Genomic DNA, 22,974 nt, shown 5'->3' with positions numbered 1-22,974 from the left:
GTGGGGATTTCGGGAAATTAACGTTTCCTAGTGTTCTTCATCAGCTGGCAGGCTCCAGGAAAAGAAGGTTTGCTGTACCAGCTGAACCGCTTTGAACAGCAACAGGCTTACCATGGACAGAAAGAACAGCGCGGCAAAGGCCTGAGGAATACGAAAGTAGGAGGTCGAAAACTGGACGAAATAACCCAACCCCTGCTCAGCAGCCACGAACTCGGCAATCACAGCTCCGATAATCGCCAGCGTAATGGCCACTTTCAGTCCACTAAAAATATGGGGCACCGCGTAAGGAAGCCGTACTTGCCATATTTGACGTGCTGGAGAGGCTTTAAGAGAGTTGGAAAGCTCCAGCATCTCTTTGGGGGTGGAAAGTAGCCCAGATGTGGTTGCCACTACGATTGGAAAGAATGAAATGAGGCAGGCAATCACGGTACGTGGTGCTTCCCCCGCGCCGAGGATCACGATAATCAAGGGAGCAACGGCAACAATAGGCGTTGACTGCACGATGATTAAAAAGGGTAGCAGCGTACGTGCCAGAAAAGCTGACCTGACCATCATAATGGCCATGGGAATGCTGATGCTAACCGCCAGGGCGAAACCCAATAATGCGACGCGCAGGGTTGCCCACAGGTGGTCGAACCAGCGCTGTCCATCAACATTAAGAAAGGCCTCGAAAATTACGCTAGGTGCTGGAAGTACATATTCGGGCACGTTGAAAAGCCGACATAATACTTCCCACACCAGCACTAGACCCAGCAGCGCCAAAAGAGGCAAGAGCCGCTGAGCGTAGAGGTCATATAGAGTAATACCCGTTCGTTTCATGGTGGATTTCCTCAGGAGGCGTGGCGAACGATCGAGTGGGGCGCTGTCGGTGTTTGTGATGCCTCCGTCGTTATGTCTGGCACCGCTTTGGCAGATTCACCATGGCCAAAAATATGTCGGCGAATTCGCTGGGTATAGGAATTGAAGCCAGGAAGGTCGATAGTTGAGGGGGTGCGTGGGCGTGGCAGCTCGATATGGATGTCATCGACAATAGTGGCGGGACGCTGGCTCATGACCAGTACCCGGTCTGCCAACAGCACGGCCTCACTGATTGAGTGGGTGATAAACAGTACGGTTTTTGGCCGTTCTCCCCAGATCCGCAATAGTTCGAAGCCCATCTGTTCCCGGCTTAGGGCATCCAGTGCCGAAAAAGGCTCATCCATAATCAGTATTTCGGGGTCAAGCAGTAGCGCCCGCGCAATGCCAACACGCTGCTGCATGCCTCCTGAAAGGTCATCTGGACGGCTGTGTAGAAAGTCTTCAAGCCCTACGGTGTGCAGCAGCTCGCGGGCTCGCCGGCGGTCACGCTGACCGATTAGCTTGCCTTGATGACGCAGCGGGAACAAAACATTCTCTTCAGCATTGAGCCAGGGAAGCAGTGTAGGTTTTTGGAACACGATACCCACACCGGAGTCGGGCTGAGTGACTTGTTTTCCGAATCTGTAGATTTCACCCAGCGTTGGATTTGTCAAACCACTGAGCAGGCGCAAAAGCGTTGATTTACCACAACCAGAAGGGCCTACGACAGCCACGAACTCATGCTGGGCAATCTGCAGTGAGATGTCTTTTAGTGCCTGCACCGGTGGCTTGCGTCGGGCCTGATAGGAGTGACTGACATGCAGGAATTCGACAGCAGCTCTCATTACTCACCTCCTGGCACAAAGCGGCGGTCAATGATGCTTTCCGGGTCGAGTAGGTTTACGTCCATTTCCTGAGCTTCGGCAGTCCACTGCCAGGTAGCGGCAAGGCGGCTGGGTTCGAAAGCACCCAGTCCATGGGTTTCACTGAAGGTATTGAAGACCAGGGGGCGAATGGCCTCAATAGTACGTGCGGCCATATCCACTTCGACCTCCGGGACGACGGCATTAACCGCCTCGGCAGCTTCGTTTGGATTGGCCCATGTATATTCAATCGCTTGTTCGTAGGCATCAATGAATCGTCTTGCCACGTCCGGTCTTTCTTCTAGAAACCGATCACTGGCTACTAACGTGGTCGAATAAGCTTCAAGCCCTGCTTCGTGCCATGGGATGATACGCAACGTAACGCCAGCCGAAAGAGCGTTATCAGCGTAACGCTCCTGGTCTGTCACCCAACTGATGACGACGTCAGTGCGACCATTTAACAGCATGGGGCTGAGGGTGCCGGGGTCGCTTTGGATCAGGTTGATGCTCTGCTCATCAACACCATTCATCTCAAGCAGAAGCGGTAAAAACAGGTTGGATGAGGTAAACGGCGAAGTAGCAATGCGCTTGCCTGCGACATCGCTAACTTGTTCGATTCCTGAGTCTTCAAGGACATAAAAGGCATGAGGGGGCTGGCTGAAAATCGAGTAAACCCCTCTGACAGGGATTCCCCCTTCAGCATGAGCCGCCATCAGCGCAGTAATATCGGATAGTCCTATATCAGCTTGACCTGTCGCCAGCTTCGTCATCGCATCCGTTGAGCCACGACCCTGTGATATCCGTACGTCAAGATCCTGTTCAGCAAAGAATCCCTGTGCGATGCCAACATATACAGGTGCTTTGTCTCCTCCTGGTAACCAGTCAAGTTGGAAGGTGACACGGTCAGTCGCCTGAGCTGCGCCGCTCATTAGTAGCGTTATAAGGGTACCCGTGGCTAACTTGGTCCAGCGGATGGAGGGGTGTTTTGCAGGTGGTATCATTATCTTTCTCCCACGTCGTCAAGGGCTGTCACAGCAAAGAACCAGCACGAAACGTGAAAGAGAAAAGGGCCTGGTCATGCAAAGCAAAGCCACGCCACGATTCGTCTATACACGACTATCGTCTGGCGTGCCTAGCAATGACCTGGGCCGTAAGGCCCTGACAGCTTCTACCAGGACACAATAACGGTTTATTTTTCCGCTATGTGCTGAGTAATAGGCAGGCAGTATGCCAACTTTCTCATAATACTATGATGGACAACAGGTTATCTAAGAAGTGAAAAATACTGCTACAAAGGAGAGCAATGCGTGGTTCTAGTTTGGTGCGCGATTAGTCGGAGTGGCGTTAATTTGGTGCATGTGGGGCGTCGAGATGGCAACCAGCATAGGAATGATGGTGTTTGCGGCTGTTGGCAGCCCATGCCACTAACAGCAATACGCTTTACACTGTGAAATGTGGAAAGATAATTGCATATATAAAGTCCGCATTGACCGCTACAGGTCAGTCATGCTTGCCAATACACCTAATAGGAGTAGAAGCGGTCAGGGATAAACCCGGGACATTGCTCCAGTGATATCGATTTAGGAAATCACCATGAGCTATCTTATTCGTGATGCTGCTGCGATCTTTTCTTCCTCAACCCCATCGGCCACTGATATCCGCATCCGCGATAATCGTATCGTTGAGCTTGGCAGTCATCTTATTCCCCATGAAAATGAGCAGTTGATTGATGCCAGCAACTGCGTTGTGTGGCCGGGACTGGTGAATACCCATCATCACTTGGCTCAATCCATTCTCAAGGGGGTACCCGCGGGTCTTAACCAACGTCTGGGTGAGTGGTTAAGCTCGGTTCCCTATCGTTTCTGGCCGAAAATAACCCCGCAGCTGATGTACCATGCGGCGCGTCTGGGGCTTTATGAAATGCTGCGCTCAGGCGTCACCACCTGCGCTGACCACCATTACCTTTACCATCGTGATACATCGCCTGAACTCGAAGATGCGGTTTGGCAGGCGGCAGATGAGCTGGGTATTCGCCTGGTACTTTGCCGTGGGTTTGCAACCGAGGCGGGTACACATAGGGGGATGGCGCAACACTCCATTGAGCCAGAGACGTTACAACAGGTACTTGAGCGGCTGGATCGTAGTCGCAAGAATTATCATCAGCCGCAAGGTGATGCGATGCGCCGGTTAGTGGTGGCTCCCACTAGTCTGATTCATTCCAGTCGTCCGGACACCCTTGATGAGTTAGCACATTATGCGCGGGATAATGCACTGCGCCGCCACTCCCACCTGCTTGAGGTTGAGTTCGATGAGCGTCAGTCGAGAGAGAAGTATGGCTTGTCGGCTATCGACTATGCTGCCGAAAGTGGGTGGCTTGGGGAGGATGTGTGGTTTGCTCATCTGGTCCATAGTAATGCCCATGTGATCAAACAGTTGGCTGAGACAGGGAGCGGCATTGCACACTGCCCGACGTCTAATTGCCGTTTGGGAAGTGGCATTGCACCGGTGCCCTCCATGGCAAAGGCGGGTGTTCCGGTTGGTATTGGGGTTGATGGATCTGCCTCTTCAGAATCTGGCTCTATGCTACAGGAACTAAATCTTACCTGGCTGTTACATCGGGCTGTGGGCGGGCCTGAAGCAACTTCCCTGGAACAGGTGCTGGAGTGGGGAAGTAAAGGCGGCGCAGCGGTGCTAGGCCTAAGTGATGTAGGGGAGGTTGCCGTTGGCCAAGCGGCTGATATTGTGCTTTATGATATTGCCCAGCCACGCTTTGCCGGTGTGCACTATCCGCTGATGGCACCGCTGCTATGTGCTGAGCCAGCTTCCGTTTGGTATAGCTTTATCAATGGTCAGCCCATTATTGAGCAAGGCTGCCTGAAAGGCGTGGATGAGAAGGAGCTGACCCGGCAGGTTCAACTTAGCGTTGCCAATTTGCTGGCTGCCGTTTAACCACTCTAATAGCCCCGTATCGCAATCCGGCGCCTCGTTTCCGCGAGGCGTTTTTGTTTGCTAACGCAGTAAGTAGAGCTACCCGTCCCGCTGGCGAAAATCCCGTGGTGATAGCCCCGTATGACGCTTGAAAAAACGCGTGAAGTAAGCCGGTTCGCTAAACCCTAATTGGTCTGAAACCTGACTTATGGTCATTTGGGTGTAGGTTAGCCGACGTTTAGCCTCCAGTATGATGCGGTCATGCAGTAACTGTTGTGCTCCCACCCCCGCCAGCTGCTTGCACATGGTGTTGAGATAGCTGGCAGTAATGCCTATCTGGTCGGCCAACCAGGTAATGGAAGGCTGCTCCTTATAATGCTCCTCAATCAGTCGCTGGTAACGGATCAAGTGCGTATACCCCTTGTGTTTATTGGGGTGCTGGTGGCTGCGCCGACGCTCTGCACGGCGCGCCACGGTCACCGCCAATGCCAGCATGGTGGCATAGAGCATTGACTCTCTGCCTTGTGCCGGATAGCGGTACTCGTAATGCAACTGGGTAACCAGGCTATCGATCAGGCCCGCTTCAGGCTGGCCGGTAAGAAAGTACTGATCCGCCAGCAGAAAGGTTTGGCTTTGGGCGCCCAGTCGTTCTTCAAGATCGCTCACCAAGGGGCTAGAAAGAGTAACCGAATAGCCATCCGTATCACGTTCAAAAGCAAAGCCATGAATGGTCATCGCGGGCACGACGAGCACGTTGGGGCCTTCGATAGGGTGATCCTTTCCTTCCAGGTGTAATACCCCTCGCCCCTGACGGACATAAAGCACATGCATTAAATCGGCATGGCGATGAGGGGGTATGTACCAATCATGGGGCCCACTTCTGTCACGAATAAGCTCGCAATGGAGTAAGTCGGGTGTCGGCCAATGGTGTGTTTCGCCATACAGCTTGAACACTGGCACGGCTTGCTGCAGTGACGTCGTCATATGTCTCCCCGCCGCAAAGTAGCGTTGTTATTAGACCAAAGCGGTGGTGCCGTTGATGAATTATCCAAGTTCAGTCAGACAACGTGCCTTATTTAAAGCGCTTTTCCAATGAAAAATACAAGTTAGTGCATGGGGTTATGGAAAGGGAAGTCCCTCAAGGGCGATCAGGTTCCCATAACAACGCAATGACAGGAGAGCATCGGTATGACAACCGAGCAAGGTATGAACGACTGGCTGGGGCTGGCCAACAGTGTCCATGTGGTGACCGGCGCTGCTAGTGGCATAGGGGCCGCGATTGCTTGTGCTCTGGCCGTGGCGGGAGCCAGGGTGGTGTTGCTGGATCGTGATCTGGAGGGTTGCGAAGCCGTGCAGGCCAAGTTGGCCGACTCGGCTGGCAGGCATATGAGCCTGGCCTGTGATGTGGCTAACGAAAACGAAGTACAGCAGGCCGCGCAAGCCGTAGCGGCTGCCATGGGTCAGGTGGATGGACTCGTGAATGGCGCGGGCATTTTACAACCGGGCAAGCTGGCGGATATGACCATCGCTCAGTGGCAGCACGTTTTGGCTGTGAATTTAACCGGCTATTGGTTATGTGCGCGTGAATTCGGACACCAAATGCGTGAACAGCAGTGCGGCAGTATCGTTCATATCTCTTCTGTTTCGGCCTCCCAGCCGCAGACCTGGAGCGGCGCCTATAGCCCCAGCAAGGCAGGGGTTGCCATGTTGTCCAGGCAACTGGCCGCGGAGTGGGGGCGCGAGGGTATTCGCAGCAACTGTGTATCGCCCGGCATGATCAAAACCGATTTATCCGCCACCTTCTATGCCCAGCCTGGCATTACCCAACAACGCGAAGTGTTCACTGCTAATCGGCGCATAGGCCAGCCGGATGACATTGCCAATGCCGTGCTGTTTTTACTGAGCCGCCGTGCCGATTACATCAACGGTGCAGACCTGGGAGTCGATGGTGGTCTGCCCTGCATGCTGATGGATCAAGTGCCTCGCCCCGGCTTTTCCGCGCACTGATTGCCACTCCCATAACAATGACCTGACAGGAGGGATGACGCATGAATCGTGATACCCAACAATCTTCAACAACCTCAGCGTTAGAGTGTGATGTGTTGGTGCTTGGCGCTGGTGCGGGTGGGCTTTCCACGGCGATTACTGCCGCCAAGCAGGGCTTGAATGTCGTGGTGCTTGAAAAGGAAAAGGTATTTGGAGGAACCACGGCCTTTTCGGGAGGCGTGCTATGGGTTCCGGGTAACCATCATGGTCAGCGCCAGAATCCAGCCGACAGCCGCGAGGCGGCGCGGGAGTATATCCGCAATGAAGCTGGCGAGTTTTTTGACCCGGAGGGGGTCGATGCCTTTCTGAGCAAAGGTCCCGAGATGGTGGATTTCTTCGAACAGCACACTGAGGTGAAATTCGTCCCCACCCTCTACCCGGATTATCACCCCACACGGGAGGGAGGAGTCGATATTGGCCGCTCGATTCTGGCGGCACCTTTTGATATCCGTGGATTAGGCAAGGATATCAAGCGTATGCGCCCGCCACTGCAGACCATCACCTTCATCGGCATGATGTTTAACTCGTCTAACGCGGATCTTAAGCATTTCTTTAACGCAACGCGCTCAGTGCTCTCTTTTCTTTATGTGGTCAAGCGGCTGAGCACCCATGCCAAGGAGTTATTGCTGTATCGGCGTGGGGTCAATGTCACCAGCGGTAATGCACTTGCCGCCCGACTGGCTAAAAGTGCCTTGGACCTCGGCATTCCTATTTATACCGGTACGCCCGCTAACTCACTACTGCGTGAGGATGGGTGTGTCATAGGCGCAACTGCGCTCATCGAAGGTAAGCAGACCACTATCAAAGCCGCCAAAGGAGTGGTGCTGGCATGCGGTGGCTTTGCCCATGATGTTGAGCGCATCCGCAAGGCTTACCCGCATCTTCAGCAAGGGGGTGAGCACCACTCGCCAGTGCCAGAGAGTAATACCGGCGATGGGCTAGCCATGGCGGAGCAGCTCGGGGTCAAGGTGGACTACCGGTTCCCGGACCCCGCCGCCTGGATGCCGACATCGCTGGTGCCAGGAAAAGATGGCAGCTATGGCAAGTTTCCCCATTTGCTTGATCGCTATAAACCCGGCGTGATTGGAGTTGACCCCGACGGTCGGCGCTTCTGCAACGAGTCGGAGTCTTACCACGATGTGGGGGCGGCCATGGTGCGCAACAGCCGTGGTCCGCGAACCTTCATGTGGCTGATTTGTGACCAGCAGTGCCTGAGTAAATATGGCCTGGGGTTCGTGAAGCCGTCGCCAATGCCAACTAAAGGGCTGATACGTCAGGGCTATTTGAAAAAAGGTACCAGCCTTTCGGCGTTAGCAGAGGCTATCGGGGTGTCTCCAGCACAGCTGGAGCAGACGGTAGAAGAGTACAACCGGGGGGCAGAACACGGTGAGGATCACCAGTTTGGTCGTGGCACTACCACGTTCAACCGCTACCTTGCAGACCCCCTTCATCAGCCTAACCCCTGTGTTGCTCCTATTCAAAAAGCCCCCTTTTACGCCGTGAAAGCCTATATGGGCGATCTGGGAACTTTCGATGGCATGGATACCAATGTTTACGGCCAGGTGCTGGATACCACAGGAGCCGCTATCAGCGGGCTTTATGCCGTGGGTAACGATCGTCGCAGCATCATGGGGGGCAGCTACCCGGCGGCGGGGATCACATTGGGGCCGATTATGACCTTCGGCTATATCACGGGCCGACATCTGGCGGGGCTGGATGATGAGCTGATGGTACCTGTGGCAGCGGGTAACACACGCAAGGGGGTAACCCATGAGCACTGAGAATACCCGGGTCAAACCCCTGGTTGATTACCGCGTTTACACCATTGCACCACGCCGCATGGGGGAGTTCGTCGAAATATTTGAGCGGCTGGCCATGCCGATTCTAAAACAGACACTCGGCTGCCCTCTGGGTTTTTACACCACGCTAGTCGGTACCCAGAACCAGTTTGTCCATCTGTGGGGTTACGACTCATTGGCAGACTATGAGCAGCGCTGCGCCGCCCGAGATGCACACCCTGAGTTTGCCAATTATCTCGCCGCATCCGGCCATTTAATTGTTGCCCAGGAGACCCGCCTGATACGGGGAATCGGCTCGCTTAATACATGGGTGGCTCCGGCCTACTCCCCTGACCAGTGACATCTCCACGCAACCTTAAGCAGTACTTACACCCTGATCCATCACAATCATAATAGAGGTTCATTGTATGAAACGTATTCTTGTTGGGGCTGGCATGGCCGTTACCGTTAGCAGCGCGCTGATGATGGAAGCTGCATTGGCTGAGTATCCTGCGCGCAATATACAAGGCACCATCCAGTGGGGCGCCGGTGGCTCGACAGATGTGATTGCCCGCGGGTTAACGCCTCACGTTGAAGAGATTCTGGATACCACGATTATCCTGACCAATCGGCCCGGTGGTTCAGGGGTGATTGGCACCAACTATGTACTTAACCAGCGTTCTGACGGTTACCACGTGCTCTATGGCGCAGAAAACCCACAGCTTTTTCCTCTGCTGGGGCTGGCCGCTTTTGATTATAGCGCCTTGCACCCGGTGAATCTGACCAGTGTGGATATTGTGGTTTTCGTGGTGCCAGCAGGCAGCCCCTTTCAATCCATGGCTGACCTGATTGAGCATATCCAGACCCATCCTGGCGAAGTACGTATGGGCAATCAGGGCGCCGCCAGCCTGGCGGCCACTTCGCATGCCCTGATCAACAGTATGATCGACTTCGATGTGCGTCATGTGACCTTTGCGGGGGAAGGGCCTGGCATCACTGCACTGCAGGGGAGCCATATTGACTTCATGCCTTCCAGTCTCTCCTCCACTCGTGAATACATCAATTCAGGGAGGCTGCGAGCCCTAGCTGTTCTGGATGCCGAACGGCTAGAGGCCTATCCTGACATGCCCGCCATGACCGAGCTCATTCCAGAGCTTGAGCCCTATATGCCTTATGGCTCTTTCAAGGGAGCCTATGTGCACAAGGATACGCCCGATGAGATTAAGGCGAGGTTGGAAGATGCCTATGCCCAGGCGGTGGATAGTGAGGCCTTCCAGGATTTCCTGGCTAATATTGGCGCAACAGCCCTGAACCTTTCAGGCGATGAAGCAGCAGCCTATCTACAGCGCTGGCAATCAATTACCGCCTGGGCAATGTACGAGGCGAACTCACTTGAGAACTCCCCCGAGCAGCTTGGCATTGCCAGGCCGTAGATATATGCACTCGACTCCCTTGCGCCTTCTTAAGGAGGCGCCTTTCGGTGGGAGCCTCCTTATATTGCTGCTTAGATGAGTAATAAGGCACGTGCATTGTCTAGAGCCATCTGAGCGCGCTCCAGGGCACTGACGCCTTGCTGGCGTAACGCATCGGTCGGAATTTCCAGGCTTAATGGTACGTGTGGAGGAATAGCCTTCAGCAGACCCCTTAAATCCGCATGGCCATCGCCGGGGAAGCGGCGCTCGCTGCGTGCTTCCCGCAGGATTTCATCCATGCTATCGGGAATGGGGCCTGGTACATCGCATAACTGGACGTAACGCATCCACTCCGATGGCACCTTTGCCAGATCCTCAAGGCGACTACGTGAGCGATCCAGATGGAAGGCATCCACCAACAGGCAGGCATTGTCGTGTCCGGCCTGACGGACTTCACCGACAATATGGCGCGCTTCATTAAGATTCTTCACACCTGTCCAGGGCATAAATTCCAGGTGCGGATAGAGGCCGAACGGCCTCGCCAGTTCGCATAGGGCGGCAAAGTTTTCAATCAGACGCTCATGGTTATCATCATTGCCCGCTACCAGAATATCGCTGGCGCCCAATTCGGCTCCCACTTCCATAAAGCGACTGAAATCATTGACGACATGGGTTTGCGGTTTTAAACGCAGAATCTCAATATCGGCCACCTTGATGCCGGTATCCTGAATGCGTCGGCAGGTTTCCTTGAGCAGCGTAGTGTCGCTGAGCAGAGGGTAGCTGACCTCCTCTGGCGTAGCGGGAACCGGGCGTAGACCGACATAGTCATAGCCTGCACGGGCCGCAGTCTCCACCATATCGGGAGGTGATAGTTCAAGTACGGTCAGAGCGGCGAGTGAAAATGGATGTTGGCTCATGGCGTTGGCTCAATGCAGTGGCGAAAAGGCGGCGGGCAGGAAGATCGTAGACTGCATATCGAGTAGCTGGGCAGGACCTCCCTTGGGTGGCCAGACACCTTCCTTAACGGTACGGGTGCGTACTTCGAGTCGCTCTTCCAGGCTGCGATAGGGCCAAAGATGCATGATTCTTGGTGTGGTGCCATTGGTCGCGTAGAAAGCGGCGGACAGCGGAGAGTAAGCATCCGTTGTTCGCGGGGGGACGGCGTCTTTCCAGCCATCCAGTGTGACCTGGAGCCCCGAGGGACGCACATCGTAGACACGCAGTTCGTAGAAGGGCCCGAAGTCGCCTGGGGTAATTCCCTCAAGGAATGGGAACAGCGTGTAGTCTTCGATGTTCATGTCGGTCATGAACTCTTCCACGCCTAACGGATTGCCTGCCAGCAACAGCCGCTCGCGTTCGGTCTGGCGACTCTCCAGGCTGTCAAAGCCGCGCAGAACCGCCACCTGGTTCAGGGTGCCAAGTTCCGAGTACCAGCAACCGAAAAGCTGACCTCCCACGCTGGCGTCCTGAAGCGTCGCCTCGATCTGCTCCATCGCCTTGCCGTGGGTGGCAACACGTACGGTAAAGGTGGTCAGTTCGAAATACTTCATGCGTTTACTCCTGTTGTTAGCGTGGGGGTGTCGTTGCTATCTGGGGTGACGGAAGGCGGGGCGGCAGCATGCAGGCCCGCGATATAGCCAAAGGTCATGGCCGGGCCAAGGTTGATACCGCCTGCGGGGTAGTGGCCGCCCATAATGCTGGCCATGTCGGTACCTGCAGCGTACAGACCCACAACGGGTTCTCCCTGGTGGTTCAGTACTTGAGCATGCGGGTTGGTTTTCAGCCCCGCGAAGGTGCCAAAACAGCCAGGAACGACCTTGATGGCATAGAAAGGGCCGTGCTCCAGCGGTGCAACACAGGGGTTGGGAGTGTGGTCGGGATCACCATTCTTGCGGTTGTAGAGGGTAGTGCCACGACCAAAGGCCGGGTCTTCGCCCTGGCGGGCATGCACGTTGTAATCGGCTACCGTTTGTACCAGTCCTGCCGGGTCGATACCGCACTCCTGGGCAAGCGCTTCCAGGGTGTTGCCACGCTTCAGATACCCTTTTTTTATCCAGTGGCGAAATGGTACCGGGGCTGGGCGTGTAATACCCAATCCATAGCGCCGCTGGAAACGGTGGGTGCAGACCAACCATGAGCAGGGCTCCTCACCTTCAGGGGCCTCTTTTATCATGGCATCCACATAGTCGTAATATCCCGCAGCCTCGTTAACGAAACGTTGCCCGTTCGAGAGTACGCCGATGACCCCAGGTTTGGCGCGATCAATGATATGTGGAAAGTGGCCGACCTTACCGTTGCTCCAGGGCACCAGCGATACCGGCGCCCAGGCCACGGGTGAGTAGAGACTGGTATCGACTTCACCTCCGACCGATTCGCCTAACCGCAGACCGTCACCACTGGCTGAAGGCGGTGGTAGAGGCCAGTGCTCGTGGCCGGTAGGCGTACGCGGGAAGAGTGCCCTACGGCGGCTGATATCCCAAGGGAACCCCCCGGCTGCCAGCACGACGCCCCGGCGGGCGTTGAGCGTGATTTCCTGGCCGTCACGCTCAATCACCACCCCACTGACGCGTCCATCTGCCGTGACCAGGCGCCTGGCAGGAGAAGATACCCACATCTCCACCCCCAGGGCTTCGGCGGATTTAGCCAGCCGGCCGGTTAGCGCGACACCATTGACCAACTGCATAGCGCGCCTATAACGAGCCAGATCGAACAAGTGGCGGGTAAAACGCTTACTTACATGCCAAAACGACGTAAACGAGCGGGTCACGGTCAAAAAGGCGCGCAGGTCTGGACCAGCCTGGATAGGCATACCCAAAAAGGCCGTTTCCGGCATCGTCTTACGCAGTTTTTTTAGCGTAGTGGAAGAGAGTTCTCTGCCATCGAAGGGCGCCGCAATGACGGAGCGGCCACCTGTTCCCGCCCCAGGGGTATCGCCATGAATATCCGCAATGGCGTTGCCATCAGCAAACTGAAGCGTCGTCTTTTCATGAAAGAAAGCCACCATCTGTGGGCAGGCTTCCAGAAAGGCATCGATTTTGGCAGCGTCGTAACGCTCCCCCAGTTCGTGACGCAGATAGGTGCGTACGGTGTCAGCTTCTTCATGGATACCCGCCGCCTTAGCCAGCGGGTTGAGTGGCGTCCACATCCAGCCGCCCGACCATGCCGTAGCACCACCCAGGGTATCGGCCTTTTCGACCACGATAACCTTCAAGCCGTGATAGGCCGCCGTGACCGCTGCCGAAAGCCCGGCGGCGCCTGACCCTACGACAACGAGGTCTGCATCGTGCGTATTGCTGGTCATGTTTTCCCCTTGCAGAACGTGTACCCCATCATTGCAGGCTATTAATTAATACAGCATACAAAAATGGAATGGTGTTCAGGTAAATTTATGGGAGAATAACACGGTTTGCAATACATACTGCCGTTCGTTTTTAGAAAACCAGCCAATCCGTGAGGCTGATAAGCCAGATAATCAGGCTAAGGGTGAAGAAAGAAGCCACGGTTGCCACCAGCATCGCCGCAGCGCTTACACCGCCAAGGCCATAGCGTTGCCCCAGTAGCGGATAAATACTGATCATGGGGGCGGCCGAGAACAGCAATGCACCCACGAGGTAGATAGGCTCGATTCCCGGAACCAGTAAAAATGCGATCAGGATGGCCAATGGATGCAGGATCAGTTTGCCCACCACAATTTGGCCCACGTCTCGCGCCATGCCCTTTACCTGCAGGCCGAACAGTGCGCCACCAATGACAAAGAGCGCCGCCGGGCCAGCAGCATTGGCCAGCATATCAATGGCTTTAAACAGCGGGGAAGGGACGGGTAAACCTGTAACTGCTAAAAAAATACCGATAAATAGCCCTACCAACACCGGGTTTTTAGCGAGACTGAGGGCGGTCTGCTTAACTGTTTTCCATACGCTGGTCCCTTGTTGAGTGGACATTTCAGCCAGGATAAGAGCCGTGGGAATGATGATCAGCGTCTCAATGACCATATTGAGCGCCAGCAGTATGGCGGCGGGTGAACCGATGACCATGGCCGCAACCGGATAACCCACAAAGCCGCTATTGGCCGCTGCCATCCCCAGGGCCTGCATCGCACTGGCGTTAAGGGGCTGGCGCTGGTGCTTTAAACTGATGAATAGCCCTCCCCCAAATACCACTACAGAGCCTAATGCATAGGCCAGCAAATAGTTGAGTTGCAGAATGTCTTCCAGAGGGTGATGGGTTAACGCGCGGATAACCAGTGCAGGCAATGCAAAATACATCACAAAAACGCCAATACCCTGCATCTGCTCCCGTGTGATAAGCCCGCTCCAGCGGGCAATATAACCCGCACTGATCAATAGAAAAATAGGGGTGGTAATGGCAAAAATAGCGAGCATAGTGTCTCTGCTTGTCGATGAAGTGGAAGTGAAAATTGCCACGCGGATCAGACCAATTTAGCATGGCGTTCGAAATGCGAACAATTGTACGTTTGTTTGCTCTGGTATAGCCCTGTTCCCATCAACGAGGTTTTTTTATGCCTTCTGCGTTTCTAAAGCATCCGTTTATGAGCCAGCACGCACTGAGTGAGTGCGACGAGGGCGCGATGCTGCGTGCCATGTTGGCCTTTGAATTGGCCCTGGCCGAGGTACAGGAAGCCAGTGGTGTACTGCCTGAGGGCGCTAGCCAACAGATGAGCGTGCAGCTTAACAATGCCGATTTTGATATCGCACAGATGGCGGCTGGTATCGCCAGTGGTGGCAACGTGGCCATTCCCTTTGTCAAACAGGGGCGCGCACTACTCACCGATGAATTAAAGCGTTACTGGCACTTGGGCGCAACGAGCCAGGATGTGGTGGATTCTGCATTGATGCTGCTTTTCAAGCCGCGACTGATGGCACTGGATCAGCTGTTGCAAAGATGCCGCTCAGCGGCATTGGTGTTGATGGAAGCCCATGCGCAAACGCTGATGGTAGGGCGTACCTTAATGCAGCAGGCGTTGCCGATTACCTTGGGTGTAAAGGTTGCACACTGGGCGGTGGGGCTAGAGCAGTCCCGCCGTCGCTTACAGATGGTTGAGCTGCCCGTTCAATTCGGCGGCGCTGTAGGGGTGCACTCTGGGTGGGATAGCCAAGGCCTTGAGTGGATGGATGCATTGGCAGAACGCTTGGGCCTGGTTGCGCCAGTGCTGCCCTGGCATACCGACCGTTATCCCATTCACTCGCTTGGTACGGCATTGGATGCCGTGGTGGGCGCTGCTGAGAAGATAGCGCTGGATGTTGCCCTGCTAACACAAACTGAAGTAGGGGAAATCGCTGAGCCTTCTGTCCCCGGCATGGGAGAGTCCTCCTCCATGCCCCATAAACGCAATCCAGTACGTAGCGCCTTTATCTGCGGTGCTGCACGTCAGGTGCATGGACACATCAGTGTGTTGTTAAATGCCGCCGCTCAACCCCTTGAGCGGGGGCTGGGCGAGTGGCATGCAGAATGGGCGCCGCTGATTGAGAGCGCACTGCTGGTGGAAGGCACGCTTGAGCAAGTAGCCGTGTTACTCGAAGGGTTAGAGGTATACCCCGAGCAGATGCAACGTAACTTGTCGGCGACTGGTGGCGGCATTATGGCAGAACCGGTGGCGCGTTTGCTGACGCCCCACCTGGGCACAGATAAAGCCAAAGCGGTTAGTGCGATGGCAGCAGAAATCGCGCGCCAAGAATCCCGCCCCTATTCAGATGTACTGGCAGAGGTGCTTGCAGAGGATCCCGATATAAAAGGTTGTGTTGATGCAGATGCGCTACGTCAAGCCTGCGACCCCGCGTTATACCTTGGTAGCGGTTATAACCAGGTGGTGCGCGCTAAAAACTGGCTAATTGAAATTTAATTATCTGAAATATATGAAATTTTAATGTTATGTGCGTAGCCATTGAATAATGGCTGACACCTTGTGCCAGTGGCAGAGAGTTTGACCCGATTCCCGTTCGGAAGTAACTTGTTCGTATAGAGAATCTATGTTCGTTTAACGAACAAATATCAATAACTAAGGCAAACGTCCAGCTAAGAGGCACCCAACATGGCCGAGTTTCTCAGCTTGCATGACGCAGTGGCGCGCTACGTTCAAGACGGCGCGACTGTTGCCATGGAAGGCTTTACCCACCTCATTCCTTTCGCTGCGGGCCACGAAGTGATTCGTCAGAAAAAGCGCGACTTAACGTTGATCCGTATGACACCGGATATCATCTACGATCAACTGATTGGTGCGGGTTGTGCCAAAAAAGTGATTTTTTCCTGGGGTGGCAACCCTGGGGTGGGCTCGCTGCACCGTTTGCGCGATGCCGTCGAGAAAGGCTGGCCGCATAAAGTTGAAATTCTGGAGCACAGCCACGCCGCCATGGCTTGCGCGTTTGAAGCAGGGGCGGCAGGCCTGCCGCTGGCGGTACTGCGCGGTTATGTGGGTAGCGAGCTGCCCAGCGTGAACGACCAAATCAAATTCATCGAGTGCCCGTTTACCGGCGAGCGCTTGGCAGCTGTGCCCTCGGTGCGTCCGGATGTCTCTATCGTTCATGCCCAGCGGGCCGACCGCCAGGGTAATGTGCTGGTAGAAGGCATTGTCGGTGTCCAGAAAGAAGCGATCCTGGCGGCCAAACACAGCATCGTCACGGTGGAAGAGATCGTCGATGACCTAAAGGCACACCCCAACGCCTGCGTGATTCCCGGTTGGGCCATCAGTGCCATCGCGGTGGCGGAAAAAGGGGCGTTGCCCTCGTATACCCACGGCTACTACGGGCGCAGCAACCGGTTCTATAAAGAGTGGGATGCTATCGCCCGTGACCGCGATATCTTCACCCAGTGGCTCGACGCCAACGTTTACAGCGCTGCTCACAACGATGGGCATAACCCTGCAGGAGGCCAAGCCTGATGAGTCTGGAATATACGTCTTCTGAAATGATGACCGTGACCGCAGCGCGTGCGCTGGAGAACGGGACCACCTGCTTTGTGGGCATTGGGCTACCTTCTGAAGCTGCCAACCTGGCGCGGTTAACCCACGCCCCCGATGTTGTGCTGATTTACGAATCCGGCACGTTGCAAACCAAGCCCGATGTGTTGCCCCTTTCGATTGGCGATGGCGAGCTGGCGGAGACTGCCCTGACCACTGTCGCAGTGCCAGAAATGTTCCGCTACTGGCTGCAGGGCGGCAAAATCGATGTGGGTTTTTTGGGTACGGCCCAAATCGACCGCTACTGCAACCTGAATACCACGTTGATTGGTGATTATCGCGCGCCCAAAGTTCGCTTGCCGGGGGGCGGTGGAGCGCCCGAAATTGCCACCAATGCGGGCGAGGTGTTTATCACCCTCAAGCACTCCAAGCGTGCGTTTGTGGATAAGGTCGATTTTGTGACGACGCTTGGTTTTGGCCGTGATGGTAAAGGGCGCGACAATGTTCCCAATATCGGCAAAGGCCCCTCGCGCGTGATCACCGACCTGTGTGTGATGAAGCCTGACCCCGACACCAAAGAGCTGGTGGTGGTATCACTACACCCCGGCGTTACCCGTGAAGATGTCAAGGATGCCACTGGCTGGGATATTCGCTTTGCCGAGCAGTTGGAGAATACCTCAGAGCCCAGCGAAAAAGAGCTGACTATTTTGCGTGAGCTGAAAGCACGTACTGAGCGTGCCCACGCGGGCGAATAAGGAGTTGTTATGAGTGACGTCTATTTATGCCATCCCAAGCGCACCGCGATTGGCCGCTTTGGCGGCACCCTGGCAAGCGTGCGTCCGGATGATTTCGCCGCCACTATTTTTAAGGCGGTACTGGCAGACGCACCGGATCTTGATCCTGCCGCGATTGACGAAGTCTTTATGGGCTGTGCCAACCAGGCAGGGGAAGATAACCGCAACGTGGCGCGTATGTCATCGCTACTGGCAGGCATCCCCACCTCGGTACCCGGCACCACCATGAACCGTTTGTGTGGCTCGGGTATGGATGCGGTGGGAACGGCGTTCCGCGCCATCAAGGCGGGGGAACTGGAACTGGCGCTGGCAGGTGGCGTGGAGTCCATGTCCCGCGCGCCCTATGTACTGGGCAAGGCCGACAGCGCCTTTGCCCGTGGGCAAAAAATTGAAGACACCACCATTGGCTGGCGCTTTATCAACCCGCTGATGAAAAAAGCCTACGGTGTTGACTCCATGCCGGAAACGGCAGAAAACGTAGCCGAGCAGTTTACTATCTCCAGGGAAGATCAGGACGCCTTTGCGTTGCGCTCCCAGCAGAAGGCGGCAGCCGCCCAAAAGGCTGGCCGCTTTGCGCAAGAGATCATTGCCATTGAGATTCCGCGTCGCAAACAGGACCCTCTGGTCTTTGATCAGGATGAGCATCTGCGCGAAACCACGCTTGAGAAGCTCGCGGGGCTTCCAACCCCCTTCCGCGATGGCGGCAGTGTTACCGCAGGCAATGCCTCCGGGGTTAACGATGGTGCCGCGGCCATGCTGGTGGCCAGTGAAGCCGCCGTTAAACAGCACGGCCTGACACCGATGGCCAAGATTATTGGCATGGCTACCGCAGGTGTCGAGCCGCGTATTATGGGCTATGGACCGGTTCCGGCAGTGCAGAAGTTGCTTAAGCGCACGGGTATCGCAATGGACGATATCGATGTGTTTGAGTTTAACGAAGCCTTTGCAGCCCAGGCATTGGCGTGTATGCGTGACCTGGGCTTGCAGGATGACGATCCACGCGTTAACCCGAATGGTGGTGCCATTGCCCTGGGGCATCCGCTGGGAATGTCGGGAGCACGACTACTACTCACAGCGGCCCATGAGCTGCAAAACAGTGGCAAACGCTACGCACTATGCACCATGTGTGTCGGTGTGGGGCAAGGCATCGCTACGCTGATCGAGCGCGTTTAACGGAGGTTGATATGGCATTTCACACGATTAATGGCCGTAGTGTGGCCTACCGATTGCTCGGTGCTGCCAGTAATCCGTTGGTGGTGCTGGCACATCCGCTGGGAATGAGCCAGGCCGTGTGGGATGACGTGATTCCCGCGCTACTTCCCCGCTACCGGGTGCTGACCTGGGACTTACCCGGCCATGGGGCCAGTCAGGCGGTGAAGGGGGATGCCATCACCCCCGCTGATCTGGCCGCCGAAGCATTGGCACTGGTGGAGCTGGCAGGTGCTGCACGCTTTCACTTTGCGGGCACCTCCATTGGCGGGGTGGTCGGTCAACAACTGATTGCTGAGCATACTGATCGACTGCTTTCCGTCACGCTAACCAATACCGGCGCAGTGATTGGCAACCCTGAGCTGTGGAATACCCGGGCAGGCCGCATACGCCAGGAAGGGCTGGCGGCGATGTCCCAGGAGATTGTACCGCGCTGGTTTGCACCAGCGGTGTTTGAGGCAAATCCCGCGCTGCAAGTGGGCTGGTGCGTGCAAATGGGGCGCGGCGATAATGAGTCCTACGCCCAGCTATGCGAAATGCTGGGCCGGGAGACCTTTACCGGCAAGCTTTCGGGCAAACAGATGAACGTGCAGCTCTTTGGTGGCAGCGAGGATCTGGCCACACCCCCGGCGACCCTGGAAGTGCTGGCAACCGAGCTTGACGGTGCGCCCCTGGAGGTTTTTGACGGCGTAGGGCACGTACCCTCTGTGGAAGCGCCAGCACTGTTCGCTGAGAAATTACTCACCGCTATGGCCGTCCAACTGGGTGATGTGGCCAACCACGGCGTGGCCTATGCTACTGGCCTGGAGACACGTAAGCAGGTGCTGGGCGAAGAGCATGTGGCGCGTTCTACGGCGAATGCCACCAGCCTGGATGCACCCTTCCAGCAGATGATTACCCGGTTGGCGTGGGGCGAGTTGTGGAGCAACGACGACCTTACCCGCCGCGAGCGCAGCATGATTACCACCGGCATTCTGGCTGCCCTGGGGCGCGAAGAACTGACACTGCATTTGAAAACCGCCAAACGTATCGGCCTCAGCGAAGCGGAGCTTCGTCAGGTGTTGATGCATGTGGCGATATACGGCGGTGTACCGGCAGCCAACCACGCCTTTGCGCTTGCTAAAGAGCTGGGTTGGGGAGAGTAGTTTAAACGGCTGGCTGACCCTTATGCGTGTGTTTACACTGTACCCTTATAACCTATAGGTTATTAATGAGGTGTTATGTTAAATGCACGTATTAAGCTGCGCCATTTACAGGCGTTTCTTGAGGTGGCCCGCCAGCGAAGTTTTGCCCGTGCGGCTGAACGTCTGTCTATTACCCAGCCCGGTATCTCCAAAACCATCCGTGAGCTGGAAGATACCCTCGCAGTCTCGCTATTCGAGCGTACCCCCCTGGGCGTTTCGCTGACCCAGGCGGGGTTAACATTGCTGCGCCATGCAGGCCCTGCGGTGCGTGCCCTGGAGGAGGGAGTGGATGCCCTTCAAGCAGTTCAAACCGGTGCGCACTGGCTAAGGGTTGGGGCGCTCTCAACAGTAGAGAGTCGACTGCTGCCCGAGGCCCTGCGCCGCTGGCAGTCCAATACCGCCAGTGAGCGGGGTGCCCAGGTGATCACCGGTACCAGTGCCTTTCTGCTTTCCCGTTTACGGCGTGGGGAGCTGGATGTGGTGGTAGGCCGCATGACCGAGGCCCGTGAAATCCATGACCTCAGTTTTGAGCACCTCTACTACGAGCGGCTTCAACTGGTGGTACGACACCAGCATCCGCTGTTGGCGGAACCCTCCTTAACCGCTGATCGACTTAGTGCCTATCCCTGGATTGTTCCTCCACCGCAAACCACGTTGCGCCATCAGGTAGACAGTTTTTGTGTTCGCCACGGCATAGCACTGCCGATGCAGCGTGTAGAGACGCTATCGCTGGCACTTGGCCATCGCTATACCCTTACCGGCGATGCCATCTGGGTGGCGCCAGAAGAAGCAGTACGCACTGCACTAAGGTGCGGTGAGCTATGCGAACTGGCGCTGCCCCTGGAGCTACACGGCGGTTCCGTAGGGATATGCACCAACCGTTCTCTTCGCCCCAGCCTCGCTGCCGAAGCGTTTTGTGATGGCCTAAGGGAAGTGGCGGTAGAGGTTATCAAAGGCCATAACCCATAGGTTATGAGGGTGGGAGAAGTTATCAATTGGCAGGCTGCGCGTTAACTACGACACTAGTAACGCCCGTTCCAATCATCGAGATAACTGTATGCAAAATGACAACAAACGCTTTGTGACCCGTGACCGTAACTGGCATCCACCTGCCTATGCACCCGGCTATAAAACCTCGGTAGCCCGCTCGCCTCAGCAGGCGCTGGTGAGCATGCAGCAGCCTACCCGCTCTGAACTGACCGGACCGGATTTCAGCCACTTGCGCATGGGGCCCCACGATAACGACCTGCTGCTCAACTTCAGCCAGGGCCAGGGTTTGCCCCAGGGCGAGCGGATTATTATGTTTGGCCGCGTCGTGGATCAGTTCGGTAAGCCCGTACCCCATACGTTGGTAGAGATGTGGCAGGCGAACGCAGGTGGCCGTTACCGGCACAAAAACGACAAGTACCTGGCACCACTGGACCCGCACTTTGGTGGTGTGGGGCGCTGTTTAACCGATGAGCAGGGTGTGTATCGTTTCCGTACCATCAAGCCAGGCCCCTACCCCTGGCCGAATGATATGAATAGCTGGCGGCCTGCGCATATTCACGTTTCAGTCACCGGCCCTTCTATCTCCACCCGGTTAATCACCCAAATGTACTTTGAAGGTGACCCGCTGATTCCGCTTTGCCCCATCGTCCATACACTGAAAGACCCTGAAGCCGTGGAAACCATGATTGGTCGGCTTGATATGGCGCATAGCAACCCCATGGACTGTCTGGCCTATCGGTTTGACATCGTGGTGCGTGGCGAGCTGCAAACCTTTTTTGAAAACCAATAAGGCCAGGGGACGAATGATGAAACAACCTGCTATTCAGCCCAACTGCCAGCCGACCAGTGCACTCATGCTGCGCGAAACCGCCTCCCAAACCGCTGGCCCCTACGTCCATATCGGGCTTGCCCTGGCGGCTGCCGGCAACCCCGTGCGGGATGAAGAGATCTGGAATGAGATGGCCAAGCCAGCGGCAGAGGGCGAGCACATCGAGGTGGTAGGTACCGTGATAGACGGCAATGGTGATCTGGTTCGCGATGCCTTTATTGAGGCGTGGCAGGCCGATGCCAGCGGTAACTACCAAATGGATTACGATCTCAGTAAGCCGTTCAATAGCTTTGGCCGTACCGCCACCACCTTTGACCACGGCAGCGAGTGGACGTTATTAACCGTTAAGCCTGGCGCAGTAACGCACCCAAGCGGCCAGCCGATGGCGCCACATATCAATCTGGCAATCTTTGCGCGCGGGGTAAATATCCACCTGCAAACGCGGCTCTACTTTGATGATGAGAGCGAAGCGAACGCCCAGTGCCCGGTACTATCCCGTATCGAGTCTCCAGCGCGTCGGCAAACACTGATCGCCAAACGCGAAGAGCAGGATGGCAAGGTACGCTACCGTTTGGATATTCGCTTGCAGGGTCAGGGGGAGACAGTATTTTTTGATTTTTAAATAATGCTTATATACCACTGTAAAAAGCGCTATGGCTCCGCCATGGCGCTTTTTTATGTGCCCCGTGCATCATTTTCATCATGGCAAAGCTTATCTTTAACCGGCTACTTGATAGATTTGTGAAGGCATTGAGAGTCAGGCTCTGCTCTCTAAGCATCACTGAAAGTGAGTTTTGTAAGTTATCACTGATAGTTTTGTAAGATATTTCTTACACGCTGTAAGACATTTGCTCGCTGTTATGTCAAGGGGTTGCGCCGCTGTAATAACTCGTTATTCTGAGCACTTTATCAGTGGTGCATTGAATAATCGGGGGAGCGTTACGATGGCAAACGGTCATGGTCTTTACTTCACCCTTGCGTTGCCCGGCGTGGATGATGCCGCTGTAGTGGATTTCGCGCACCGAGAATCGCTGTCATCACCTTTCGAGTTATCGCTTCATCTAGCTAGTCGTCATAGCCGACTTGATGCCGCCGAGCTACTGGATCGCGACGCCTCCCTGACTATCTGGCAGGATGGCGAGCCCCTGCGCCGGATCCACGGCATGATCAGTGAGTTTGCCCAGGGGGATC

Annotated in this window: 22 protein-coding genes; 14 read left to right on the top strand and 8 right to left on the bottom strand. The window is 55.6% G+C overall.

Features of this window, described 5'->3' with window-relative positions:
- Positions 1 to 27: 27 nt before the first annotated feature.
- From HP566_RS05390 to HP566_RS05380, 3 genes are read right to left on the bottom strand one after another with little or no spacing between them, the layout of a single operon-like run.
- The gene (locus tag HP566_RS05390; RefSeq protein ID WP_249976237.1) at positions 28 to 819 is read right to left on the bottom strand and encodes an ABC transporter permease; all 792 of its coding nucleotides are present in this window, start codon (positions 817 to 819) and stop codon (positions 28 to 30) included.
- Between the two features lie 11 nt (positions 820 to 830).
- The gene (locus HP566_RS05385) at positions 831 to 1,682 is read right to left on the bottom strand and encodes an ABC transporter ATP-binding protein (protein WP_249976236.1); all 852 of its coding nucleotides are present in this window, start codon (positions 1,680 to 1,682) and stop codon (positions 831 to 833) included.
- Positions 1,682 to 2,701, bottom strand: a complete 1,020-nt coding sequence (locus tag HP566_RS05380; protein WP_249976235.1) for an ABC transporter substrate-binding protein — start codon at positions 2,699 to 2,701, stop codon at positions 1,682 to 1,684. Before HP566_RS05380 ends, HP566_RS05385 begins: the two co-directional genes overlap by 1 nt.
- A 592-nt stretch (positions 2,702 to 3,293) precedes the next feature.
- Between HP566_RS05380 and HP566_RS05375 the strand changes: the two genes are divergently transcribed.
- Positions 3,294 to 4,649: an amidohydrolase family protein gene (locus tag HP566_RS05375; RefSeq protein WP_249976234.1), complete on the top strand. Its 1,356-nt coding sequence runs from the start codon at positions 3,294 to 3,296 to the stop codon at positions 4,647 to 4,649.
- A gap of 78 nt (positions 4,650 to 4,727) precedes the next feature.
- Here HP566_RS05375 and HP566_RS05370 read toward each other — a convergent pair whose 3' ends face one another.
- A complete protein-coding gene (locus HP566_RS05370) occupies positions 4,728 to 5,612 on the bottom strand; it encodes a helix-turn-helix domain-containing protein (RefSeq protein ID WP_249976233.1) in 885 nt (294 codons plus the stop codon).
- 204 nt (positions 5,613 to 5,816) lie between these two features.
- Between HP566_RS05370 and HP566_RS05365 the strand changes: the two genes are divergently transcribed.
- From HP566_RS05365 to HP566_RS05350, 4 genes are all read left to right on the top strand, one after another.
- Entirely contained in the window at positions 5,817 to 6,635 is an 819-nt protein-coding gene (locus tag HP566_RS05365) for an SDR family NAD(P)-dependent oxidoreductase (RefSeq protein WP_249976232.1), read from the top strand.
- A gap of 41 nt (positions 6,636 to 6,676) precedes the next feature.
- The gene (locus HP566_RS05360; protein ID WP_249976231.1) at positions 6,677 to 8,455 is read left to right on the top strand and encodes an FAD-dependent oxidoreductase; all 1,779 of its coding nucleotides are present in this window, start codon (positions 6,677 to 6,679) and stop codon (positions 8,453 to 8,455) included.
- Positions 8,445 to 8,813, top strand: a complete 369-nt coding sequence (locus HP566_RS05355) for an NIPSNAP family protein (protein ID WP_249976230.1) — start codon at positions 8,445 to 8,447, stop codon at positions 8,811 to 8,813. Before HP566_RS05360 ends, HP566_RS05355 begins: the two co-directional genes overlap by 11 nt.
- 67 nt (positions 8,814 to 8,880) lie before the next feature.
- Entirely contained in the window at positions 8,881 to 9,885 is a 1,005-nt protein-coding gene (locus HP566_RS05350) for a tripartite tricarboxylate transporter substrate binding protein (protein WP_249976229.1), read from the top strand.
- A 71-nt stretch (positions 9,886 to 9,956) separates the two neighbouring features.
- Here the strand turns inward: HP566_RS05350 and HP566_RS05345 are convergent, their stop codons facing one another.
- The 4 genes from HP566_RS05345 to HP566_RS05330 all read right to left on the bottom strand — a co-directional run bounded on the left by HP566_RS05345 (position 9,957) and on the right by HP566_RS05330 (position 14,246).
- Positions 9,957 to 10,781, bottom strand: coding sequence for a sugar phosphate isomerase/epimerase family protein (locus tag HP566_RS05345; protein WP_249976228.1), 825 nt, complete (start codon positions 10,779 to 10,781; stop codon positions 9,957 to 9,959).
- 9 nt (positions 10,782 to 10,790) lie between these two features.
- Positions 10,791 to 11,414, bottom strand: coding sequence for an NIPSNAP family protein (locus HP566_RS05340; RefSeq protein ID WP_249976227.1), 624 nt, complete (start codon positions 11,412 to 11,414; stop codon positions 10,791 to 10,793).
- Complete coding sequence (locus HP566_RS05335) at positions 11,411 to 13,165, bottom strand: FAD-dependent oxidoreductase (protein WP_249976226.1); 1,755 nt, start codon at positions 13,163 to 13,165, stop codon at positions 11,411 to 11,413. The genes HP566_RS05340 and HP566_RS05335 overlap by 4 nt, the downstream gene beginning before the upstream one ends.
- A gap of 130 nt (positions 13,166 to 13,295) precedes the next feature.
- Positions 13,296 to 14,246: an AEC family transporter gene (locus HP566_RS05330; protein WP_249976225.1), complete on the bottom strand. Its 951-nt coding sequence runs from the start codon at positions 14,244 to 14,246 to the stop codon at positions 13,296 to 13,298.
- Between the two features lie 137 nt (positions 14,247 to 14,383).
- Between HP566_RS05330 and HP566_RS05325 the strand changes: the two genes are divergently transcribed.
- The 9 genes from HP566_RS05325 to HP566_RS05285 form a co-directional block, all read left to right on the top strand.
- A complete protein-coding gene (locus tag HP566_RS05325) occupies positions 14,384 to 15,724 on the top strand; it encodes a class-II fumarase/aspartase family protein (RefSeq protein ID WP_249976224.1) in 1,341 nt (446 codons plus the stop codon).
- 189 nt (positions 15,725 to 15,913) lie between these two features.
- Positions 15,914 to 16,759 (top strand): CoA transferase subunit A, encoded by an 846-nt coding sequence (locus tag HP566_RS05320; RefSeq protein WP_249976223.1) that lies wholly within the window; start codon positions 15,914 to 15,916, stop codon positions 16,757 to 16,759.
- The gene (locus HP566_RS05315) at positions 16,759 to 17,532 is read left to right on the top strand and encodes a CoA-transferase subunit beta (protein WP_249976222.1); all 774 of its coding nucleotides are present in this window, start codon (positions 16,759 to 16,761) and stop codon (positions 17,530 to 17,532) included. Before HP566_RS05320 ends, HP566_RS05315 begins: the two co-directional genes overlap by 1 nt.
- Positions 17,533 to 17,541: 9 nt before the next feature.
- Positions 17,542 to 18,744, top strand: a complete 1,203-nt coding sequence (gene pcaF / locus HP566_RS05310) for a 3-oxoadipyl-CoA thiolase (protein WP_249976221.1) — start codon at positions 17,542 to 17,544, stop codon at positions 18,742 to 18,744.
- 11 nt (positions 18,745 to 18,755) lie between these two features.
- On the top strand, positions 18,756 to 19,925 hold the full coding sequence (locus HP566_RS05305) for an alpha/beta fold hydrolase (RefSeq protein WP_249976220.1): 1,170 nt from the start codon (positions 18,756 to 18,758) through the stop codon (positions 19,923 to 19,925).
- Positions 19,926 to 20,000: 75 nt separating this feature from the next.
- Entirely contained in the window at positions 20,001 to 20,933 is a 933-nt protein-coding gene (gene pcaQ, locus HP566_RS05300; RefSeq protein WP_249976219.1) for a pca operon transcription factor PcaQ, read from the top strand.
- 88 nt (positions 20,934 to 21,021) lie between these two features.
- A complete protein-coding gene (gene pcaH / locus HP566_RS05295; protein ID WP_249976218.1) occupies positions 21,022 to 21,744 on the top strand; it encodes a protocatechuate 3,4-dioxygenase subunit beta in 723 nt (240 codons plus the stop codon).
- Positions 21,745 to 21,760: 16 nt separating this feature from the next.
- Positions 21,761 to 22,405 (top strand): protocatechuate 3,4-dioxygenase subunit alpha, encoded by a 645-nt coding sequence (pcaG, locus tag HP566_RS05290; RefSeq protein WP_249976217.1) that lies wholly within the window; start codon positions 21,761 to 21,763, stop codon positions 22,403 to 22,405.
- Between the two features lie 322 nt (positions 22,406 to 22,727).
- A partial coding sequence (locus tag HP566_RS05285) for a contractile injection system protein, VgrG/Pvc8 family (protein ID WP_249976216.1) occupies positions 22,728 to 22,974 on the top strand: 247 nt, incomplete at its 3' end.

Origin of the sequence: Vreelandella olivaria (assembly GCF_023507745.1) — a bacterium.
Classification (GTDB): domain Bacteria; phylum Pseudomonadota; class Gammaproteobacteria; order Pseudomonadales; family Halomonadaceae; genus Vreelandella; species Vreelandella olivaria_A.
The sequence above is the reverse complement of the archived record's forward strand: the minus strand, read 5'-3'. Positions and strand labels throughout refer to the sequence as shown.

Excerpts from the sequence above, each read along its gene's own strand:
- HP566_RS05325 (WP_249976224.1), top strand. The coding sequence starts at position 14,384 with ATGCCTTCTGCGTTTCTAAAGCATCCGTTTATGAGCCAGCACGCACTG.
- HP566_RS05345 (WP_249976228.1), bottom strand. The coding sequence starts at position 10,781 with ATGAGCCAACATCCATTTTCACTCGCCGCTCTGACCGTACTTGAACTA.
- pcaQ (WP_249976219.1), top strand. The coding sequence starts at position 20,001 with ATGTTAAATGCACGTATTAAGCTGCGCCATTTACAGGCGTTTCTTGAG.
- HP566_RS05350 (WP_249976229.1), top strand. The coding sequence starts at position 8,881 with ATGAAACGTATTCTTGTTGGGGCTGGCATGGCCGTTACCGTTAGCAGC.
- HP566_RS05355 (WP_249976230.1), top strand. The coding sequence starts at position 8,445 with ATGAGCACTGAGAATACCCGGGTCAAACCCCTGGTTGATTACCGCGTT.
- HP566_RS05320 (WP_249976223.1), top strand. The coding sequence starts at position 15,914 with ATGGCCGAGTTTCTCAGCTTGCATGACGCAGTGGCGCGCTACGTTCAA.
- HP566_RS05385 (WP_249976236.1), bottom strand. The coding sequence starts at position 1,682 with ATGAGAGCTGCTGTCGAATTCCTGCATGTCAGTCACTCCTATCAGGCC.
- HP566_RS05380 (WP_249976235.1), bottom strand. The coding sequence starts at position 2,701 with ATGATACCACCTGCAAAACACCCCTCCATCCGCTGGACCAAGTTAGCC.
- HP566_RS05365 (WP_249976232.1), top strand. The coding sequence starts at position 5,817 with ATGACAACCGAGCAAGGTATGAACGACTGGCTGGGGCTGGCCAACAGT.
- HP566_RS05315 (WP_249976222.1), top strand. The coding sequence starts at position 16,759 with ATGAGTCTGGAATATACGTCTTCTGAAATGATGACCGTGACCGCAGCG.
- HP566_RS05335 (WP_249976226.1), bottom strand. The coding sequence starts at position 13,165 with ATGACCAGCAATACGCACGATGCAGACCTCGTTGTCGTAGGGTCAGGC.
- HP566_RS05360 (WP_249976231.1), top strand. The coding sequence starts at position 6,677 with ATGAATCGTGATACCCAACAATCTTCAACAACCTCAGCGTTAGAGTGT.
- HP566_RS05340 (WP_249976227.1), bottom strand. The coding sequence starts at position 11,414 with ATGAAGTATTTCGAACTGACCACCTTTACCGTACGTGTTGCCACCCAC.
- pcaH (WP_249976218.1), top strand. The coding sequence starts at position 21,022 with ATGCAAAATGACAACAAACGCTTTGTGACCCGTGACCGTAACTGGCAT.
- HP566_RS05305 (WP_249976220.1), top strand. The coding sequence starts at position 18,756 with ATGGCATTTCACACGATTAATGGCCGTAGTGTGGCCTACCGATTGCTC.
- pcaF (WP_249976221.1), top strand. The coding sequence starts at position 17,542 with ATGAGTGACGTCTATTTATGCCATCCCAAGCGCACCGCGATTGGCCGC.
- HP566_RS05330 (WP_249976225.1), bottom strand. The coding sequence starts at position 14,246 with ATGCTCGCTATTTTTGCCATTACCACCCCTATTTTTCTATTGATCAGT.
- HP566_RS05390 (WP_249976237.1), bottom strand. The coding sequence starts at position 819 with ATGAAACGAACGGGTATTACTCTATATGACCTCTACGCTCAGCGGCTC.
- HP566_RS05370 (WP_249976233.1), bottom strand. The coding sequence starts at position 5,612 with ATGACGACGTCACTGCAGCAAGCCGTGCCAGTGTTCAAGCTGTATGGC.
- pcaG (WP_249976217.1), top strand. The coding sequence starts at position 21,761 with ATGAAACAACCTGCTATTCAGCCCAACTGCCAGCCGACCAGTGCACTC.
- HP566_RS05375 (WP_249976234.1), top strand. The coding sequence starts at position 3,294 with ATGAGCTATCTTATTCGTGATGCTGCTGCGATCTTTTCTTCCTCAACC.